The following is a 19,259-nucleotide window of genomic DNA, read 5'->3' as shown; positions in this document are numbered from 1 at the left end:
TAAGCGTCAGTGGTGATGACCACCCGCACCGTGCACGTGGCCGTGCGCCAGCTCTTCCTCGGTGGCGACGCGCAGATCGGTCACTTCGATCGCGAAATGCAGGGTCTTGCCGGCCAGCGGATGGTTGCCGTCGATGAACACCTTGTCGTCCTCGACCTTGGTCACGGTGACGTTGATCTCGCCCTGCGGACCGCGGCCCTGGAACTGCATACCGGGCTGGATGTCCTCGACGCCCTGGAAGGCCTCGCGCGGCACTTCCTGCATCAGCTCGGCGTGACGCACGCCGTAGCCCTCTTCGGGGATCACGTCGGCGGTGAATTTGTCTCCGACCGCACGGCCTTCCATCTGCTTTTCCAGGCCCGGCACGATCTGGCCGCTGCCATGCAGGTAGGTCAACGGCTCGCGGCCTTCGGAGCTGTCGATGACCTGACCTTCGTCGTCGGTCAGCGTGTAATGGAAGGCGGCAACGGAGTTCTGGGCAATCTGCATGTGAGTCTCACGAATAGGTTCAAGTCCGCCGGCCAGGTGCCGACACGAATCTGCAAGGTTACCAGAACACCGCAAAATGCCTGCAGACCGCGGCAGGATTGGCGATACTGCGGCATGACCACGCCGCCATGCCGTCGCCCGCACCGCTTTTCCGTGTCCCTGCCGATGGTGCTCTGCCTGCTCCTCGTGTCGACGAGGCTCGGTGCCGCAGCGCCCGCGACGATACCTGGCGCGAGCACCAGTGCCGGACTGGCCGCACAGATTGATGCGTTGATCGACCAGCCTCGCTTTGCCGCGGCCAGCTGGGGGATTGCCGTGGTTTCGCTCGACAGCGGCCGCACGCTGTACACACGTCATGCCGACCAGCTGCTGCAACCGGCGTCCACCGCGAAGTTGTTCACCGCCGCAGTGAGCCTGTCCACCTTGGGTCCGGATTACCGTATCCCCACCCGCTTGCTGGCCAGCGACCGTATCGTGAATGGCCGCCTGAACGGTTCGCTGATCTTGTATGGCATGGGCGACCCGACTCTCGGCACGGCCGACAATGCCGGCTGGGCCGATCAGCTGGCCAGCCAGGCGGCGGCACGCGGCCTGCGTTTCGTGCATGGCGACCTGATCGCCGATGACAGTTACTTCACCGGGCCGACCTTTGGTGCCGGCTGGGAGGCTGGCGATCTGCAGAGCTGGTTTGCCGTGCCATCCTCCGCCTTGAGCGTGCAGGAGAACATCGTCAACGTCACGGTGAGTCCGGGTGCGGCAGCTGGCCGCCCGGCGCAACTGGAGCTTGCTCCTCCGGCCGACGGCATGCCCGTCGTGGTCAGTCAGCTGGTTACCAGCGCAGTGCGCACGCCAAACGACATCAACCTGTATCGCGCGCCGGGCGAGGACAGCCTGCATGCGTTCGGCAGCATCGCCGCTGACGCGCCGGTGCAGCATTTCAAGCTGGCGATGGTTGATCCGGCACTGGTGGCTGGCATGCAACTGCGGCAGGCGCTGAAACGCCACGGCATCCACCTCACCGGCAAGTTGCGCACGCTGCATTGGCCGCAGGGTGATGCGGCGCTGCTCGCCCATGCCGACTCAGTCGGCGAAGTGCTATCGCCGCCGCTGAAGGACATTCTGCAACGTGGCCTGAAGCGCTCGCAGAACCTGTACCTGCAGAACCTGCTGCTGAGCGTGGGAGCGCACGAACCGGTCACCGCCATGGCCGGCTTCAGCAACAGCGAGAGCCGCGGCATCGAGGCACTACGGCAGCTGTTGACGCAGATCGGTATCCCGCCTTCGGCCAGCCTGATCGGTGAAGGCACCGGGCTGTCGCGCCGCAATCTGGCTACTCCGAATGCGTTGGTGCGTCTGCTCGTCTATCTGGCAGCGCAACCCTATGCGGACATGCTGCGCGAGGCGCTGCCGATCGCCGGCGTCGACGGCACCCTGCTCGGTCACATGCGCGGCACCGCAGCCGAAAATAACGTGCATGCGAAGACCGGCAGCATGGCCTATGTGCATGGTCTGGCCGGTTATGTCACCACGGCGGCGGGTGAGCGGCTGGCGTTCGCGATCATGCTCAACAACTACCAGCGCGCGGACGACGCGCCCAGCGTCGGCAGCGAGGCGGATGCGATCGCGGTGCTGCTGGCCAGCTATCGCGGGCGCGATTGAGCCGGCCGCGGCATCTCAGCCGCCCAGTCGCACCAACGTGTCCTTGCCGATCTTCTCCGGCGTGTCGGTGGAGGCATAGCGCTTCACCACCTGACCTTCCGCGTCGACCAGGAACTTGGTGAAGTTCCACTTGATCGACTCGCTGCCGAGGATGCCTTTGCCCTCGCTCTTCAGCCACTTGTACAGCGGATCGGCATGCTCGCCGTTGACTTCGACCTTGGCGAACATCGGAAAGGTCACGTCGTACTGGGTGCTGCAGAACGTCTTGATCTCGCTCTCGTCGCCCGGCTCCTGATGGCCGAACTGGTCACATGGAAAGCCCAGCACCACCAGTCCGCGATCGCGCTGGTCCTGCCACAGGTTTTCCAGTCCCTTGTATTGCGGCGTGAAACCGCACTTGGACGCGACATTGACGATCAGCAAGGTCTTGCCGCGCCATTCGGCGAGCGAGCGCTGATTGCCATCAATATCGCGGGCACTGAAATCGTAGACACTGGACATGACCGAACTCCCACTGGATAGATCAATCCAGCAGTCTACGCCATTGCGCGTGACGCTCGTGGCATAGAATGACCTTCCCACCCGCAGACCCAGGTCCGCCGTGATTCGCTTTGTCGATGTCCACAAGTCCTACCGTGTCGACGGCAGGGACATTCCCGCGCTGCAACCCTTCAGCCTCGACATTGCCGATGGCGAGGTATTCGGCATCATCGGCCTGTCCGGCGCCGGCAAATCGACGCTTATACGGCTGATCAATCTGCTGGAGCGACCTAGCGGCGGCAGTATCTTCGTCGGCGACACCGAAATGACCGCGCTGGCCGAACCGGCGCTGCGTGCGCAGCGGCGCAGGATCGGCATGATCTTCCAGCACTTCAACCTGCTCGCCTCGCAAACGGTGGCGGACAACGTGGCGTTTCCGATGCGCCTGGCGGGCGAACGCAATACTGCCGTTCTGCGCACCCGCGTCGACGAACTGCTGGCGCGGGTTGGCCTCACCGCTCACGCCGACAAATACCCGTCGCAACTTTCCGGCGGCCAGAAGCAGCGCGTCGGCATTGCCCGCGCGCTGGCCAACCGACCCTCGATCCTGCTGTGCGACGAGGCCACCAGCGCGCTCGACCCGCAGACCACTGCCTCGGTATTGGAGCTGCTGGCTGAGATCAACCGCGAGCTGAAGCTCACCATCGTGCTGATCACCCACGAGATGGACGTGGTTCGCCGCGTGTGCGATCGGGTGGCGGTGCTCGACGCCGGCGTGATCGTGGAGCACGGCGCAGTCGCCGACGTATTCCTGCATCCGCAACACGCCACCACGAGGCGTTTTGTCAACGAGGCATTGCCGGAAGAAGCGGCCAGCGAACTGGCGCCGTTCGCGCAAGTGCCCGGACGCATCCTGCGACTGAGCTTTCGCGGGGATACCACGTTGACCCCGGCATTGGGCCGTGTCGCGCGCGAAACCGGGATCGACTTCAACATCCTCGCCGGCCGCATCGACCGCATCAAGGATCTGCCCTACGGCCAGCTCACCCTGGCAATGCAGGGCGCCGGCGTGGACGCCGCACTGGCCGCGCTGCGCGAAGCCAGCATCGAGATCGAGGAGCTCAGCCGATGAACATGTTGCAGACGTTGTTTCCCAACATCGACGACTGGGGCGAGATCGGTCGCGCCTGCATCGACACCTTGCTGATGCTCGGCGGCTCGCTGGCACTCAGCATCGCGATCGGGCTGCCGCTGGGTGTGCTGCTGTACCTCACCGGCAAGGGCCAGCTGCGCCCGATGCCCAAGCTCTACGCGATCGCCTCGCTGCTGGTGAACATCCTGCGCTCGGTGCCGTTCATCATCCTGATGATCGTGCTGATGCCGGTGACATACTTTCTGGTCGGCACCAAACTCGGCATCCGCGGCGCGATCCCGCCGCTGGTGATAGGCGCCGCGCCGTTCTTCGCGCGACTGGTGGAAACCGCGCTGCGCGAAGTACAGCAGGGCGTGATCGAGGCCAGTCAGGCGATGGGCGCCAGCCTGTGGCAGATCGTGCGCCATGTGCTATTGCCCGAGGCGCGCGGTGGTTTGTTTGCCGGCGTCACCGTCACCGCAATCGCCCTGGTCGGCTACACCGCGATGGGTGGCGCGATCGGCTCCGGCGGCCTGGGCGACCTGGCCTATCGCTACGGCTACCTCAGCTACAAGTCCGACTACATGCTGGTCACGGTGGCGCTGCTGATCGTGCTGGTGCAGCTGCTGCAGATGCTCGGCGATCGCATCGTGACGCGTTATAAGCGACACTGATTTGGTTATTTGCGTTTGGCGGTATGGGCGGCCTACTTTCGTTGGCCGCCCATGAGAATCGCCGCCATGAGATTGCTGTTCGCCGCCGTCGCCGCCGTCCTGGCCCTGCTCCTGCTGGCCGGTTACGCCAGGCCGAAGGCGTGAGCGTGGCAGGTCGCGCCGATCACGTATTTGCGTTTGGCCGTATAGACGGCCTATTATTGTGCGCCGCACAAACGAATTTGCCATGAAACTGCTGATTGCCTCCCTTGTCACTTCCCTGACCCTGCTCTTGCTGACGGGCTGTTCTGCGCCGAAGGACGAGGGTCAAACGCTGCGCGTGGCCGCCACTGCGATCCCGCACGCGGAAATCCTCAAGCAGGCCAAGCCGCTGCTGGCGAAGGAAGGCGTGGATCTGCAGATCAAGGTGTTCGCCGACTACGTGCAGCCCAACACGCAACTGGCCGAGAAAAACATCGACGTGAACTACTTCCAGACCAAGCCCTATCTGGACGCGTTCAACCGCGAGCGTGGCACCCATCTCGTCATCATTACCGGCGTGCACATCGAGCCGTTCGGCGCCTACTCGCACAAGCTCAAGAACATCGACCAGCTGCCCGACGGCGCCAGCGTGACCATCCCGAACGACCCCAGCAACAACAGCCGCGCGCTGCTGCTGCTGGCGAAGCATGGCCTGATCACGCTGAAGGATCCGAACAACGAGCTGTCCACGCTGAAGGACATCACCGCGAATCCCAAGCACCTGCAGTTCCGCGAACTGGAAGCGGCGATGCTGCCGCGCACGCTGGACGAGGTGGATCTGGCACTGATCAACACCAACTACGCACTGGCGGCCGGCCTGAACCCGACGAAAGACGCGCTGCTGATCGAGGACCGGAACTCGCCGTACGTGAACTATCTGGTCGGCCGCCCTGACAACCAGAACGATCCACGCGTGCAGAAGCTGGCCAAGGTGCTGAACAGCCCGGAGATCAAGGCATTCATCGAGCAGAAGTACCACGGCGCCGTGCTGCCGGCGTTTTGAAGTTCTGCTCCCTCCCCTGCTGGCAGGGGAGGGCTGGGGAGGGGTTCGCTCTTGATCCTCCCTGCCAGCTTGAGCAACCCCCTCCCGACCTCCCCCTGCATGCAGGGGGAGGAGCCAAGAGCAACTCAACCCTGTGTTGCAGGTATCTCGAATACCTGGCGCAGGTAGGCCACATACGCCGGGTCCTCGCACATGTTCTTGCCCGGCGAGTCGCTGAGCTTGGCCACCGGCTGGCCGTTGCAGCGGATCATCTTGATCACGATCTGCAGCGGCGTCGGCCCCACGTCATTGGTGAGGTTGGTGCCGACACCGAACGCGAGCAGGCAGCGATCGCGGAAGTGTGCATACAGCTGCATCACCTTCGGGATATCGAGACCGTCGCTGAATACCAGCACCTTGCTGCGTGGATCGACCCGGTTCGCGCGGTAATGCGCCAGCACCTTGTCGCCCCATGCGAACGGGTCGCCGGAATCATGCCGGGTGCCGTCGAACAGCTTGCAGAAGTACATGTCGAAATCGCGCAGGAACGCGTCGAGTCCGTACACATCCGACAGCGCGATGCCAAGATCGCCACGGTATTCCTTCGCCCACGCTTCCAGCGCCGCCACCTGCGAATCGCGCAGGCGCGGGCCTAGCGCCTGATGCGCCTGCAGATATTCGTGCGCCAGCGTACCCAGCGGAGTCAGCTTGAGTTTTCGCGCCAGCCATACATTGCTGGTGCCAGCCAGCTGCGCGCCCAGTCCGTCGCGCAATGCAGTCACTACCTCCTCCTGCCACGCCCGCGAATAGCGTCGGCGCGTGCCGTAGTCGGCGATCTTGCAGCCGGCGTAATCCGGCGCATCACGCAGCAGTGCAATCTTCGCTTGCAGCCGCCGTCTGCCCTCAGCCAGATCGAGACCAGCGCTGGTGCGGCGAAAATACACCTCGTTGACGATCGCCAGCAGCGGCACCTCGAACAGGATCGTATGCAGCCACGGTCCGCGAATGCGGATCTCGATCTCGCCATTGCCCGCCGCCGCTGGCGCGATATCCACGTACTTCTCGTTGAGCTGGAACAGCCCCAGGAAATCGACGAAGTCGCTCTTGATGAAGCGCCAGCTGCGCAAATAATCCAGCTCGTCCACCGCAAAACGCAGCTGGCACAGCGCGGCCAGTTCGACGCGGATCTCCTCGATGTACGGCACCAGGTCGATGCCCGGGTTGCGGCACTTGAAGCGGTACTCGACCTGCGCGGCCGGATACTGATGCAGCACCACCTGCATCATCGAGAACTTGTACAGGTCGGTATCGAGCAGCGAGTCGATGATCATCAGTGGCCCAGGCGCGAAAGAGGTGCGCGTGAGCCATTATCCATGTCGAAGCGCATCGCACGCGAACCGGGCGGTTTGTTTCGCGCAAAAAAAACCCCATCAGCCAGGGGAGGACGGATGGGGTTTGTCAGGTGGCCTCCAGGGGAGGTAAGGCCAGCCCCTCAGCAACACGGTGTACTGTGCCACTTCCTGTCGCCATCACGGCGATACGTGGGCTTAGTGTGGCCGCTGCGCCGTGAGTTCAATGTGCACGTCGTGATTTGTTCAGCTGCCCGACAGGCTTGGATGCACAATCGTGATGTAGATCACTCACGCATCCGCCACCAACAATTTCTTTACTTCTTGCAGGAACCCGCCATGAAGCTGCTCGTCGCTTGCCTGCTCGCGTTAGGCGTGGTCCTGTCTGCATGCGCCGCCGAGCTGAAGATCGACCTCGGCCACGGCACCACCACCTATCGCACCGAAACCCTGCTGCAACGCCACGACGTGCGCACCATCAGCGTGCCCGGAGATGTCGCGTTCCATCGCACGATGCACTACCGCGCGGTGCCACTGACTACGCTGCTCAAGGGTATCGACGACAGCGATCATCTGCAGTTCGTCGCCGGCGATGGTTTTGCTGCCGAGATCCCCGCAGCGCTGCTGTTGAACAAACTTGGCAGCGAAGCGTGGTTGGCGATCGAGGATCCGGCACAACCATGGCCTGCGTTGACCACGGATAACGGCCACGCCGGACCGTTCTACATCGTGTGGACGCAGCCGCAAGCCGCCCAGGTGAACCCGGAACAGTGGCCGTACCAGCTGGCGACGATCCGCAAGCAGGACGGCGTGGCCGCCCGCTTCCCGGCGATCCTGCCTGATCCATCATTGCCCGCGAACAGCGAAGTGCGACGCGGCTTCGCGGTATTCCAGAAGACCTGCTTCGCCTGCCACACGCTCAACGGCGAAGGTGATGCGAAGCTCGGGCCGGATCTCAACCTGCCGCACAACCCCATTGAATACCTGCGCGCCGATCTGTTGCGCGCCTTCATCCGCAACCCACAGTCATTGCGGCAATGGCCACAGGCGAAGATGCAGGGGTTCGACGCCAAGGCGCTGTCCGACGCCGACCTCGATGCCGTACTGGCCTATCTGCGGCATATGGCCGAACGCAAGTCCGCACATTGACGCCTAGCCGCCGGCTCAGCTGCGGTCGACGATGCGGCTGATCCGCTCACCGGCAAATTCGAACTCCGACTCACCCTCCAGCTCGATCACCGTGCCAGCCGCTGGTCCGTTCGGTACATCGATCGCGAATACTCCACACCAGGCAATGCTCGCCACCACCGATGCCGGGCGGAACTTCAGTGCCGTGATGGTCTGCTTCCGCTCCGAAAACAACGCTTTCGATTGCTCCGCCAGCTGACGGAACTCGGCGATGCCACTGGTCGCGGCCGTCACCTGCCCATCGGCAACATTTTCGAACAGCACGTCAGGTGTCAGCAGCGCCAGCATGCCGTCCACATCGAGGCGGTTGTAGGCATCGATGAATTGCTCGATCAGGATTCGCTTTTCGATATCGGCCATCGAGGTCACCTCACGAGTCAAGCAGCACCTGCAGCAATTTTTCGCGCTGCGCTTTCGGCATGCGTGCCAGCTCACGCACGCGGGCATAGAACGCCGGCCACTGGCGTTCCGCACGCTGGAACAGTATCGCAAACGCCGGCGTCCACTGATCGTACAGACCGAACGGCAACAGCCGCGCATTGTTGATCGGCTGCGCGACCCAGCTGTCGTAGCGATGATCGTGCGGCCAGTCGCGCTCGCGCCACTGCACATAACGCACGCGGAACGCCTCGACTTCGCGCTGCTTGCCGGCGGCCATGGCCGACTCATCCACACCGCTGGCATAGAGGTCTTTCAGGCGCTCGCGCAGCTCCAGCACGAGCCTGGTGAAACCGTCATCCAGCGCCTGCGCACGATCATCCTGCGGGGGCAGGCCGCGTGACTGCCGCCATTCGCGCAGGCCTTCGGCCTGCACGAAAGTGGCGAAGGATTCGTTGAACGCGGTGTCGTCTTTCACGTAGATCAGCTGGTGCGCCAACTCGTGAAAGATCGTGCCATCCAGTTCGTCGTCATCCCAGCGCAGCATGCTGGAGAGGATCGGGTCGGCAAACCAGCCGAGGGTGGAGTACGCCGGCACGCCGCCGATCCAGACATCGTCGCCGCGCGCTTGCAGTCGTGCCGCATCGGCGTTGGCATCTGCCTCGCTGAACCAGCCGCGATAGGCGACACAGCCGGTGATCGGAAAACACTGCGGCACCGCTTCCACCGAATAGCGCGGCGTGGCAAACACATTCCACACCACGTACGGTCGATGCAGCTCGACGTAACTGGTATAGCTGCGGTTGTCCGGCAGGCCCAGCCGTTGCGACGCGAAGCGGCGCGCCTGCTGCGCCAGTTGCAGGCGCGCCGCAAGCTTCGGATCAGTAGCGGAATCGCGCACCAGCTCGTCCAGTGCGCGTCGATGAGCAATCAACTCGCCCTGCCCGTGCGCCGCCTGCGCGTAGTAACGCAGGCTGCTGCACGCACATAGCACAAGGCCCATCGTCACGATGACGATGAGCCTTGGGAAGCGAAGAAGCGAGAACACAAGGCGGGATCGAAGCATCCCGCGATTGTGCCCGAAACCTCAGCGGCGCCTAGTGGCTGTAATTGCCGCTGCTTCGATGACTGCCGCTACTGTGGGAGCCGCTACCGCTGGCATGACTGCCGCCAGACGATGAATGCCCCTGCGCGTGACCGCCACGACCCTGATAGCCACCGCCGTGGTAATAACCGCCGGTGCCGTGATACCCGCCGCCCCGATAAGAGCGATAACGCGAACCGCCGTAGCCGTAATAGCCGATGCTCACGCCCGGCGCATAGCAACAGCCGTAATAGCCGCCGCCGTAGTAGCCACCGTAATAACCATCGTAGTAACCCGGCGCGGCATAGTAGGCATTGCCGTAGTACGCATCACCGCTGTAACCGGTGCTGCGCACGTAACCGTAGCCCGGATCGTAATAACAACCTGACAACGCCGCGACCGCGGTGATCAGGGCAAGGCTGGCTAGCAGGCGTTTCATGATCCGTCTCCACCAAGTGACGGCACTACGCTAGGTCGTCACGCTTGAATGCGTACTGAGTTTTCGGCGCATGGCCGACCGGCATTTACCTGCCAGCCATGTGCGGCCGCCGAAGTGCTCCGGCTCCGGTCAATCCTTGCGCTTGCTCTGCTCACCACGCTGCGGCGCCAGCACACGGCCATCACCACCTTCACCACCCCCTTCCGCCGATATCGGTGGGTGCAATTCCGTGCCATTCGACGCCGGATGCGTCGGATTGGCATCAGGCCAGCTCGGCCCTTGCCGTACCCGCTCCTGCTTGGCCTCCAGCAGCGCCTGAATCTTGGCAACTGCATCTTCCTGGCTGATATGGTGAATCGGCGCTTCCACCGGCACGGGCTTGCGAGTGGCTGGCTTCTTCGCGACGCGAACAGGCTTGGCGGCCGGCTTGCTCTTCACGGCAACACTGACGTTGGCCAATGGCTTTGTCGGCATCGGTTTGGCGGCGACCTTCTTGCTGACCGGGCGTTTGGCGACCACCTTGCTGGCTGCTGGCTTGGCGGTTGGTTTTTTGGCAGCGACCTTGCGGGTAGCGACTTTCTTCGCGACGACCTTCTTGGCAACCACCTTTTTCGCTGCCGCTTTCTTCGCGACCGGCTTCTTTGCGGCAGTCTTTTTCGTCGCCGATTTCTTCACCGCGGGCTTCTTCACCGCAGGTTTGCGTGCCGCCAGCTTCTTCACTGCGGCTTTTTTGGTGGCGACCTTCTTCGTTGCCGTCTTGCGCGGCGCTGCCTTGGCCGCGCTACGCGCGGGGGCCTTTTTCGCCGATGTTTTCTTGGAGAGTGCTTTTTCTGCCGCGGACTTCTTCGCAGCCGACTTGCGGGTCATAGCCATGCGTTCGTTCTCCTGCGGTGGTCGATAGGACACGGCCAGTATGCGCGTCTGCGCCACGACGGGCATTACGCGCTGCGGAAACCGTTCATCATCGGACGGTGACGAGTCGCCCCAACAAACAGCTCACCGCATGCCGGGATGCATCAGCGCATCGAGAAAATGCGGCAGCACCCCAGGGTTCACCAGCATGGTGAAAATCACGCCGTAAGCCGCACCCCACAGATGTGCGCTGTGGTTGATGTTGCCCTGACCGCGTCGATCCATGTAGATCGAGTAGCCGGTGTACAGCACGGCATAGATGATCGCTGGAATCGGCAACGCGAAGAAAACATTGATGGTCGCCCATGGCGCCAGCAGAATGAAGGCGAACAGCACCGCCGACACTGCACCGGAGGCACCGAGGCTGCGATAGTTCGGGTTGCCGCGGTTCTTCAGGTAAGTCGGCAGGATCGAGATCACCAGGCCGCCTATATAAAACAAGGCAAAACCAAAGCTGCCCATGGTGCGGGTGAAAAACCCCTCCATCGCCTGACCGAAGAAGAACAGCGTAAGCATGTTGAACAGCAGATGGTTGAAATCCGCATGCACGAGCCCGTAGGTCACCAGCCGGTGGTATTCGCGCTGACGAGTGATCGCCGGCGGCCACAGGATCAGGTCGTTCATCAGCCGGCTGTTCTTGAACGCCATGAACGAGACGATGCAGGTAATGGCGATGATGATCAGGGTAATCGGCATGAATGGGTCCGCGGTGGCCGCAAAACGCGCATCTTGGCGTCCCGGCAGGTTCTTGTCGACTTTCCATCGGTGCCGCGCCTGGTCGAGAGTGGACGCTTATGCCTTACCCTCATGCAGATATCCTGAAATGTCACTGCGCGGATCGACGACGCACGGCTATCATTCGCAGCTTTACGCGGCCTCTTGCCGCGGCACGGAATCATGACCTTGCTTCGTTACCTGCATCTGGACGTCTTCGCCGCCACCCTTGGCGGTGGCAATCATCTCGGCGTGGTGATCGGCGCGGACGACTGGAGCGACGAGGCGATGCAGCGTTTCGCGCGCTGGACGGCGCTGGTCGAGACCACCTTCCTGCTGCCGCCGGTCGATCCGAAGGCCAGTTACCGCGTGCGCATTTTCACCCCGCACAAGGAAATTCCGTTCGCCGGCCATCCCAGCATCGGCAGCGCCCATGCGGCGCTGGTCTGCGGACTGGCCGAGCCGCGTAATGGCCTGCTGTGGCAGGAATGCGCTGCTGGCGTGCTGCCGATCCGCGTCGAAGGCAACGGCGCCAGCCGCGATCTGTTGCTGCAATCACCCGGTGAACGCGTGCTGGAGACCGGTCGCGCCGCACATCCATTGCTGCCGGCGGCGCTGGCCGGCATCGAACTCGGCGTGCTGCCGCCAGCACTGGTCGATGGCGGCCGTCGCTGGTGGCTGGCCGAGGTCGACGACGAAGCCAGCCTGCGTGCGTGGCATCCGGACCATGCGGCGATCGGTGCGTTGGCCAAAGCCAGCGACAGCATGGGCTTGTGCGCGTTCGCGAGAAGCCACCATTCCGATTATCAACTGGTCGTGCGGGCGTTCCCGGCTGGCGTCGGCATTGTCGAGGACCCCGCCTCCGGCGCCGCCAATGGGCTGATCGCCGCGTTTATCGCGCATGCCGAACCGCAGGGCGCGCTGGCGCGCGGTTATCAGGTCAGCCAGGGCCGCGAGATCGGCCATGACGCGCGACTGATCGTGCAGATGGATGGCGCCTCGATCTGGGTCGGTGGACGCAGCCATACCGTGATCGACGGCACGCTGGACTGGGCACCGCACGGCGCGTGATAGCCACCACGCACGGATAAAACCTACCCTCGTTCGTCCAGATGCGCGCGGCGTGCAGCCACCAGCGCCAGCGCCGACCAGTCCAGTTCCGCATCGTCGGCGGCAAGCGCCTCCAGCAGGCTGTCGCGCAACACGCCGGCGAACGGCAACGGCACGCGTGCCGCCGAACCTGCCGTCAGGGCCAGCTCGACATCCTTCAGACCCAGTGGCAACGCGAACCCGGCCGGCTTGAAGCGCTGCTCGGCGATCAGCTTGCCGTAACCCTGGTAGGCCGGCGCAGCGAACAAGGTGTTCGTCATCACCTCAAGGAAGTTCGCGGCACTGACGCCATGTGCGCGAGTGAGCGCAGTCGCCTCGGCCATGCTCTCGATCGCGGCAGCCAGCATGAAGTTGCCGGCGATCTTCGCCACATTCGCGCGCTCCGGCGCGTCGCCCAGCGGCCACAGCTTGCTGCCCATCGCTTCCAACAGCGGCCGCACGCGTTCGATCGCGGCCGACTGGCCGGCAACAAGGATGTTCAGCTTCGCCGCAGCCGCCATGTCCGGACGTCCAAACACCGGCGCGGCGACATACGCCAACCCGCGCTTCGCGTGTTCCTCGGCAAGCTGCTGCGCCAGCGCCACCGAAATCGTGGCGTGGTTCACGTGCACGGTGCCACGATCCATCGCATCGAGCAGGCCGCCGTCGAGAAACACTTCGCGTACCGCCTGATCGTTCGCCAGCATGCTGCACAGCACCTCACCCTGCGCGGCCCGATCGGCCGTGCGCGCCACCTTGGCGCCGAGTGAGGCCAACGGTTCGGTGGCCGCGGCGGAGCGGTTCCACACGGTCACTGCGTGCCCGGCCGCCAGCAGGTTGCTGGCCATCGCACTGCCCATCGCACCGAGACCGATAAATCCGACTTTCATGCGGGTTTCCTCATCCGTTGTCCGCCGCGTCGTAGCGGACATTCAACGTCGACTGACCTACGCGTTCCGGTGAACGGCAATGTCCGGAGCAGCACCGGCCTGAAGCAAACCCTGCTGCACCCTCGTCGGCTTCTGGGCATCCGATGAGCCATAAAGCCAATGCGTGAAATACAAAGACCCCACGGTAGCCACGGCTTTCTTTTCCAATAGACGAAACGGCCCAACATTGATCGAGGCCAGTTGCGGAACCAGATTGATATCGGTCGGGCCACCCAGGGAGTGCGGTATGGCGTGCCCTCGGTGGTAACGCGATCCGTAACCAAGTGGATGACCCCGCATCCGTGTGGCATCACGCTTTTTATGTGACGCGCCCTGACTCACGGCCCACGCGGAAATCAATCTCTCGTTACTGATATCGAACAGGAATGAGCACTTCTCTTGACTGGTTTCCACGATCTCGCAGTTCCTGACCTGCTGGCAGTATTCGGTGACCCAAACCTCGATGAGGTATGGAACGACCGACTCAGCCATCAGGCCCGCTTTGGCGATACGCACCAGTCCCGCAAGTTCCGGATATACGGTCATTCGACACCTCCGCTGCGTGGCGCCTTACCTTTGGCGCGACAATCCATCCAAACCACATGCAACCGCATGAAATTATGCATGTATTCAACTTCGCCGCTTTGCATTCCTGCTTTGGCACAAACCATAAATCGAATGAGATTGGCCAGCCGCGAAGACTCGTCGCTGTCCCGACCTAACGATACGAAATTGAGCCCATTGGCGATCCCACGCTACACCACCTCGCCCGCCGCCTGCCCCGAGGCCCACGCCCACTGGAAGTTGTAGCCGCCGAGCCAGCCGGTGACGTCGACCACTTCGCCGATGAAATACAGCCCCGGCACCAGCTTCGACTGCATCGTGCTGGAAGACAGGCCGTCGGTATCGACGCCACCCAGCGTCACCTCGGCGGTGCGATAGCCCTCGGTGCCGCTGGCGGTGATCGGCCACGCGTTGAGCTGTACGCCGATCTGCTCCAGCTCGGCTTCGCGGTACTGACGCATCGGCCGGCTTTCAAACCATTGCTCGCACAGCCGCTGCGCCAGCCGTTTCGGCAGCACGTCGCCGAGTACGGTTTTCAATTCCGCCAGTGGCCGTGCCGTGCGCTGCTCGACCAACCACATGCCGACATCCTGATCCGGCAACAAGTCGATGCGCAGATCGTCGCCGGGTTTCCAGTACGAGGAAATCTGCAGGATCGCCGGGCCGCTGATGCCGCGATGGGTGAACAGCAGGCCGGCACGGAAGCTTTGCTTGCCGACGCGTGTTTCCACTGCGGGCAGCGCCACACCGGCCAGATCCTGATAGTGCTCCTGATGCTTGCCACTCAAGGTCAGCGGTACCAGCCCGGCGCGCGTGGGCAGCACGGCATGACCGAACTGACGGGCCAGTTCGTAGCCGAAACCGCTGGCGCCCATGCTGGGAATCGACAGGCCACCGCTGGCCACCACCAGCGATTCGGCATGCACTTCGCCGCGTGCGGTAAACACGCTGAAACCTTCCGGCGTCTTGCGCACCCGCTGCACGCCGCAGTTCGCCTCCACCGTGACGTTGGAGGCGGCGCATTCGTCCAGCAGCATGCGCACAATCTGCTTGGACGAGTCGTCGCAGAACAATTGACCCAGTTCTTTCTCGTGATAGGCGATGCGATGTTTCTCGACCAGCGCGATGAAATCCCACGGCGTGTAACGCGCCAGCGCGGACTTGGCGAAATGCGGATTGGCCGAAAGGTAGTTCGCCGGCGTCGCGCCGGTATTGGTGAAATTGCAGCGCCCGCCACCGGACATCAGGATCTTCTTGCCGACCTTGTTGGCGTGATCGACCACCAGCACGCGGCGGCCACGCTGACCGGCGGCAATCGCGCACATCAGCCCGGCGGCGCCGGCACCGATGATCAATACGTCCGTTTTCAAGAACTCACCATGGTTACGCCGCGTTGCTTTTGCCCGCCATCCCGGCGCAAGCCGGAATGACGAAAAGAGAGGTCGCGCATTATCGCCCAGTCGCATCGCTTACACTTTGCCCTTGTTTCCAGCGAGCTGCCGCCATGCCCTCCTTTGACGTGATCTCCGAAGTCGACAAGCACGAGCTGACCAATGCGGTCGACCAGGCCAACCGCGAGCTGTCCACCCGTTTCGACTTCAAGGGTCAGGACGCGTCGTACGCGCTGGACGAGTTCGTCATCACGCAGAACGCCCCGAGCGAATTCCAGCTGCAGCAGATGCTGGACATCCTGCGCGCCCGGCTGATCGCACGGAAGATCGACGTCCGCGCGCTCGACGTCGGCGATCCGGAAACCAACCTGGGTGGCTCGCGGCAGAAGATCACCGTCAAGCAGGGCATCGAGCAGCCGATCGCGAAGAAGCTGGTCGCTGCGCTGAAGGCCGCCAAACTCAAGGTCGAGGCGCAGATCAACGGCGACAAGCTGCGCGTCACCGGCAAGAAGCGTGACGACCTGCAGGATGCGATGGCGGTGCTGCGCAAGGCGGATGTCGAGTTACCGCTGCAGTTCGACAACTTCCGCGACTGAGCCGGATCAGGCTTTCGACAACAGCCGGCCACCCATCGCGGCGTTGACGGCCACTACCACGGCTACAGCCAACGCATGCGTCACCAGGTCGGTGGCGGCCGCATCGAACGAGTGGCAGATCTCCAGCAGACTGGCCGAAGCCGCCGCGCTGGCCAAACCGATCAATACCGCGGTAAGCACCGGCCGCAATGGGCAAGCGCGGCGCAGCAGCACGATCAGCAGCGCGGACAGCGGGATCGAGAAGCTGATGATGAATACCAGGCAATCCGCGGATTGATGCATGCTGGCGACCTGAGTGCCCGGTGCGACCCACGTGCGCAGACAGCCAAGCCCGCTGGCACCGATCCACAGCAAGGCGCCCGGCAGCGGCAACCACGCCCAGGACGCACGCCGTCCCGGCACGCCCAGCGCAAACGCAGCCCACGCCGCGGTGATCGCGGTGATCACCGCACCCATGCCGGCCCAGCCGAGATCCGGCGTGCCAGCCCAGCGCCGCAGCATCGGGTCCGCGCCGTAATGCATCAGCAGCAGGACCGCGATCGCCGCCACCGCCAGCAGCCAACCGGCGGTACGCAGCCATGGCGGCAGCAGACGCCGCACCGGCACCAACTCGGTGCCGAGACGGTCGATCAGTGCCTCATAGGGTCGCGGGTCGGACATGGTCTCAGGGTTCTCCATGGAAACGTTCGCGCAGCGCCTTCAGCGCGCGATGCAGGTTCACTTTCAGCGCACCGGTGTTGCGACCGGTCAGTTCGGCCGCCTCGCTCAACGAGCGCTCGCGTAGACCCAACTGCTCCACTGCCTCGCGCTGACCCGGTGGCAACTCGGCGATCGCTTCGCGCAGGCGTTGCGCGCGCTGTCCGCTTTCGGTGGCGGCGCTGGCATCGTCCGCATCGGGATGACTGTCGAGTGCAAATTCGTCGTGCAGCTCGCGACTGTCGCGGCGACCGCGGCTGCGCAGCGCGTCGATCGCGCGACGGTTGGCGATCGCGGTGAGCCAGGCATCGTACGAACGGGTCGGATCGTAGGTGTGACGCACGCGATGCACGGTGATCAGGGTTTCCTGCACCACGTCATCCAGATGATCCTGCGCGACTCCCTGGCGCCGTGCTGCCGCCCGGATCAACGCCACCGAATCGGCCAGCAGCTTCTCGTAGGCGCGGCGATCACCCGCCTGTGCAGCAGCCATCCACGCCGCCCGACGCTGGTCGGGCGTTTCGCTAATGCTGGCGGCAGCGGATTCGACTGGCACGGTCCGGACGAGACTCATCCCACGGGAAAGTCCACTATCTAGACCCATGAAGCCGGTGGCGGTCAAGGTTTGCGACATGCTTGCTCCACGGCTGAACCTTCCAGCCTGTCCTTAACTCTTCGCTGCGTCCGGCCCACGCGTTACTTCGTACAAGCATGTAACTGCCGCCGGTTCCACGACGAATAACCAGACAACCTCCCTCGGATGACGCTCCCATGCTCGTGTTGATCCTCGCCTACCTCGGCGGCGTACTGACCATCCTCAGCCCGTGCATCTTGCCGGTGCTGCCGTTCGTGTTCGCCCGTTCCGACAAGCCCTTCATGCGCAACGGCCTGCCGATGCTGCTGGGCATGGCGATCACCTTTGCCGCGGTGGCCACGCTGGCCGCTCTAGGCGGTGGCTGGGCTGTACACGCGAACCAGTACGGCCGTTACGTGGCGCTGGTGGTGCTGGCCTTCCTCGGGCTGACCCTGCTGTCGACCCACCTGGCCGAATGGATCACTCGTCCTTTCGTGGCGCTGGGCAATCGTCTTTCGCAGCGCTCGACCGGTGATGGTGACTCGATCTGGGGCGCCGCCGGCCTTGGCGTCGCCACCGGCTTGCTGTGGGCGCCGTGCGCGGGGCCGATCCTCGGCCTGCTGCTGACCGGCGCCGCGCTGAACGGCGCCAGCGTGCAGACCACCTTGCTGCTGCTCACTTATGCCGCCGGCGCGGCGACTTCGCTGGGGCTGGCGCTGCTGATCGGCGGCAAGGTCTTCGGCTTGATGAAGCGCTCGCTCGGCGCCGGCGAGTGGGTGCGTCGTGCGCTCGGCGTGCTGGTGCTGTGCGGCGTTGCCGCGATCGCACTAGGGCTGGATACCGGCCTGCTCACCCGCGTCTCGCTGGCCAGCACCGGCGGTATCGAACAGAAGCTGATCAATGCGGTGCGCCCGGCACCAGCGCCCGAAGCTGCGCTGAAAGCCGGCGAGCCGCTGCCGGTGGAAGGCCAGCTGCTGTCACTGGCCGGCGCCACGCAATGGCTCAATAGCGCACCACTGACCACCGAATCGCTGCGCGGCAAGGTGGTGCTGGTCGATTTCTGGACGTACTCCTGCATCAACTGCATCCGCTCGCTGCCGTATGTGCGTGGCTGGGCCGACAAGTACAAGGATCACGGCCTGGTGGTGATCGGCGTGCATGCGCCGGAGTTCGCGTTCGAGAAGGATCCGGCCAACGTGACCAAGGCGGTCAAGGACCTCGGTGTCGATTACCCGGTCGCGCTGGACAACGACTATGCAATCTGGAAAGGCTTCAACAACGAGTATTGGCCGGCGCATTACTTCATCGATACGCAGGGGCAGATCCGCCATCACCATTTCGGCGAAGGTGGCTATCAGGAAAGCGAGGACGTGATCCGCCAGTTGCTGACCGCGGCCGGCCAGAAGGATCTGCCCGGCGGCTACGTCAGCGACGACCATCATGGCGTCGAAGCCGCCGCGTCCAACGACCCCACCCGCTCGCCGGAAACCTATGTCGGTTATGCCCGCGCGCAGAACTTCGTCGGTGGCAAGGTGGCGCATGACGATACCGCCAGCTACCACGCGCCAGACTCACTCGCCGCGGATCAATGGTCGCTGGATGGTCATTGGAACGTGCACGGCGAAAACGCCCAGCTCGATCAGGCCGGCGGTGCCATCGTCTACCGCTTCCGCGGCCGCGACCTGCACCTGGTGCTCGGCCCGGCCAGCGACGGCAAGCCGATCCGCTTCCGCGTCACCATCGACGGCAAGGCACCCGGCGCCGATCACGGCATGGATACCGACGCCGACGGCAACGGCACAATCACCGGCCAGCGCCTGTACCAACTGGTGCGTCAGGCCAATGGCAGCGGCGAGCGGCTGTTCCAGATCACCTTCCTCGATCCCGGCGTGCAGGCGTACGCATTCACGTTCGGCTGA

At 63.7% G+C, this 19,259-nt stretch carries 21 protein-coding genes; 8 read left to right on the top strand and 13 right to left on the bottom strand.

Annotated features, from left to right (window positions below; translation table 11 throughout):
* Positions 1–6: 6 nt before the first annotated feature.
* The gene (locus IE071_RS02770; RefSeq protein ID WP_189439641.1) at positions 7–489 is read right to left on the bottom strand and encodes an FKBP-type peptidyl-prolyl cis-trans isomerase; all 483 of its coding nucleotides are present in this window, start codon (positions 487–489) and stop codon (positions 7–9) included.
* Positions 490–603: 114 nt separating this feature from the next.
* Here IE071_RS02770 and dacB point away from each other — a divergent pair, with 114 nt between their 5' ends.
* Positions 604–2,148: a D-alanyl-D-alanine carboxypeptidase/D-alanyl-D-alanine endopeptidase gene (gene dacB, locus IE071_RS02765; RefSeq protein WP_229792709.1), complete on the top strand. Its 1,545-nt coding sequence runs from the start codon at positions 604–606 to the stop codon at positions 2,146–2,148.
* A 15-nt stretch (positions 2,149–2,163) separates the two neighbouring features.
* Here dacB and IE071_RS02760 read toward each other — a convergent pair whose 3' ends face one another.
* Complete coding sequence (locus tag IE071_RS02760) at positions 2,164–2,649, bottom strand: glutathione peroxidase (protein ID WP_189439640.1); 486 nt, start codon at positions 2,647–2,649, stop codon at positions 2,164–2,166.
* Between the two features lie 100 nt (positions 2,650–2,749).
* Between IE071_RS02760 and IE071_RS02755 the strand changes: the two genes are divergently transcribed.
* From IE071_RS02755 to IE071_RS02745, 3 genes are all read left to right on the top strand, one after another.
* Complete coding sequence (locus tag IE071_RS02755; RefSeq protein ID WP_189439639.1) at positions 2,750–3,760, top strand: methionine ABC transporter ATP-binding protein; 1,011 nt, start codon at positions 2,750–2,752, stop codon at positions 3,758–3,760.
* Entirely contained in the window at positions 3,757–4,434 is a 678-nt protein-coding gene (locus IE071_RS02750; RefSeq protein WP_308427758.1) for a methionine ABC transporter permease, read from the top strand. Before IE071_RS02755 ends, IE071_RS02750 begins: the two co-directional genes overlap by 4 nt.
* A 226-nt stretch (positions 4,435–4,660) precedes the next feature.
* On the top strand, positions 4,661–5,458 hold the full coding sequence (locus IE071_RS02745) for a MetQ/NlpA family ABC transporter substrate-binding protein (protein ID WP_189439638.1): 798 nt from the start codon (positions 4,661–4,663) through the stop codon (positions 5,456–5,458).
* Positions 5,459–5,583: 125 nt separating this feature from the next.
* On the opposite strand, the gene pncB is transcribed toward IE071_RS02745, so the two are convergent.
* The gene (pncB, locus tag IE071_RS02740) at positions 5,584–6,768 is read right to left on the bottom strand and encodes a nicotinate phosphoribosyltransferase (RefSeq protein ID WP_189439637.1); all 1,185 of its coding nucleotides are present in this window, start codon (positions 6,766–6,768) and stop codon (positions 5,584–5,586) included.
* A gap of 357 nt (positions 6,769–7,125) precedes the next feature.
* On the opposite strand from pncB, the gene IE071_RS02735 reads away from it, so the two are divergent.
* Complete coding sequence (locus tag IE071_RS02735; RefSeq protein WP_189439636.1) at positions 7,126–7,935, top strand: c-type cytochrome; 810 nt, start codon at positions 7,126–7,128, stop codon at positions 7,933–7,935.
* Positions 7,936–7,950: 15 nt separating this feature from the next.
* Here the strand turns inward: IE071_RS02735 and IE071_RS02730 are convergent, their stop codons facing one another.
* From IE071_RS02730 to IE071_RS02710, 5 genes are all read right to left on the bottom strand, one after another.
* Positions 7,951–8,334, bottom strand: a complete 384-nt coding sequence (locus IE071_RS02730) for a nuclear transport factor 2 family protein (protein ID WP_189439635.1) — start codon at positions 8,332–8,334, stop codon at positions 7,951–7,953.
* Between the two features lie 10 nt (positions 8,335–8,344).
* A complete protein-coding gene (locus tag IE071_RS02725) occupies positions 8,345–9,355 on the bottom strand; it encodes an aminopeptidase (RefSeq protein WP_189440862.1) in 1,011 nt (336 codons plus the stop codon).
* Between the two features lie 94 nt (positions 9,356–9,449).
* Positions 9,450–9,875, bottom strand: coding sequence for a hypothetical protein (locus IE071_RS02720; protein WP_189439634.1), 426 nt, complete (start codon positions 9,873–9,875; stop codon positions 9,450–9,452).
* A gap of 129 nt (positions 9,876–10,004) precedes the next feature.
* Positions 10,005–10,805, bottom strand: a complete 801-nt coding sequence (locus IE071_RS02715; protein ID WP_229792708.1) for a histone H1-like repetitive region-containing protein — start codon at positions 10,803–10,805, stop codon at positions 10,005–10,007.
* A 66-nt stretch (positions 10,806–10,871) separates the two neighbouring features.
* Positions 10,872–11,483: a rhomboid family intramembrane serine protease gene (locus tag IE071_RS02710; RefSeq protein WP_189439633.1), complete on the bottom strand. Its 612-nt coding sequence runs from the start codon at positions 11,481–11,483 to the stop codon at positions 10,872–10,874.
* Positions 11,484–11,684: 201 nt separating this feature from the next.
* On the opposite strand from IE071_RS02710, the gene IE071_RS02705 reads away from it, so the two are divergent.
* On the top strand, positions 11,685–12,572 hold the full coding sequence (locus tag IE071_RS02705) for a PhzF family phenazine biosynthesis protein (protein WP_189439632.1): 888 nt from the start codon (positions 11,685–11,687) through the stop codon (positions 12,570–12,572).
* A gap of 23 nt (positions 12,573–12,595) precedes the next feature.
* Here the strand turns inward: IE071_RS02705 and IE071_RS02700 are convergent, their stop codons facing one another.
* From IE071_RS02700 to IE071_RS02690, 3 genes are all read right to left on the bottom strand, one after another.
* Complete coding sequence (locus IE071_RS02700) at positions 12,596–13,522, bottom strand: NAD(P)-dependent oxidoreductase (protein ID WP_189439631.1); 927 nt, start codon at positions 13,520–13,522, stop codon at positions 12,596–12,598.
* 15 nt (positions 13,523–13,537) lie between these two features.
* Positions 13,538–14,065, bottom strand: coding sequence for a DNA/RNA non-specific endonuclease (locus IE071_RS02695; RefSeq protein WP_189439630.1), 528 nt, complete (start codon positions 14,063–14,065; stop codon positions 13,538–13,540).
* Positions 14,066–14,274: 209 nt separating this feature from the next.
* Complete coding sequence (locus IE071_RS02690; protein WP_189439629.1) at positions 14,275–15,453, bottom strand: BaiN/RdsA family NAD(P)/FAD-dependent oxidoreductase; 1,179 nt, start codon at positions 15,451–15,453, stop codon at positions 14,275–14,277.
* Positions 15,454–15,587: 134 nt separating this feature from the next.
* Here IE071_RS02690 and IE071_RS02685 point away from each other — a divergent pair, with 134 nt between their 5' ends.
* Positions 15,588–16,070 (top strand): YajQ family cyclic di-GMP-binding protein, encoded by a 483-nt coding sequence (locus tag IE071_RS02685; RefSeq protein ID WP_189439628.1) that lies wholly within the window; start codon positions 15,588–15,590, stop codon positions 16,068–16,070.
* 6 nt (positions 16,071–16,076) lie between these two features.
* On the opposite strand, the gene IE071_RS02680 is transcribed toward IE071_RS02685, so the two are convergent.
* Positions 16,077–16,730: an NrsF family protein gene (locus IE071_RS02680; RefSeq protein ID WP_189439627.1), complete on the bottom strand. Its 654-nt coding sequence runs from the start codon at positions 16,728–16,730 to the stop codon at positions 16,077–16,079.
* A gap of 4 nt (positions 16,731–16,734) precedes the next feature.
* Positions 16,735–17,340, bottom strand: a complete 606-nt coding sequence (locus IE071_RS02675) for an RNA polymerase sigma factor (protein ID WP_229792706.1) — start codon at positions 17,338–17,340, stop codon at positions 16,735–16,737.
* Between the two features lie 197 nt (positions 17,341–17,537).
* On the opposite strand from IE071_RS02675, the gene IE071_RS02670 reads away from it, so the two are divergent.
* Positions 17,538–19,259, top strand: coding sequence for a cytochrome c biogenesis protein DipZ (locus IE071_RS02670; protein ID WP_189439625.1), 1,722 nt, complete (start codon positions 17,538–17,540; stop codon positions 19,257–19,259).

Origin of the sequence: Rhodanobacter panaciterrae, from assembly GCF_014651895.1 — a bacterium.
Taxonomy (GTDB): domain Bacteria; phylum Pseudomonadota; class Gammaproteobacteria; order Xanthomonadales; family Rhodanobacteraceae; genus Rhodanobacter; species Rhodanobacter panaciterrae.
Note: the sequence above shows the minus strand (reverse complement) of the source record. Positions and strands in the feature narration are given on the sequence as shown.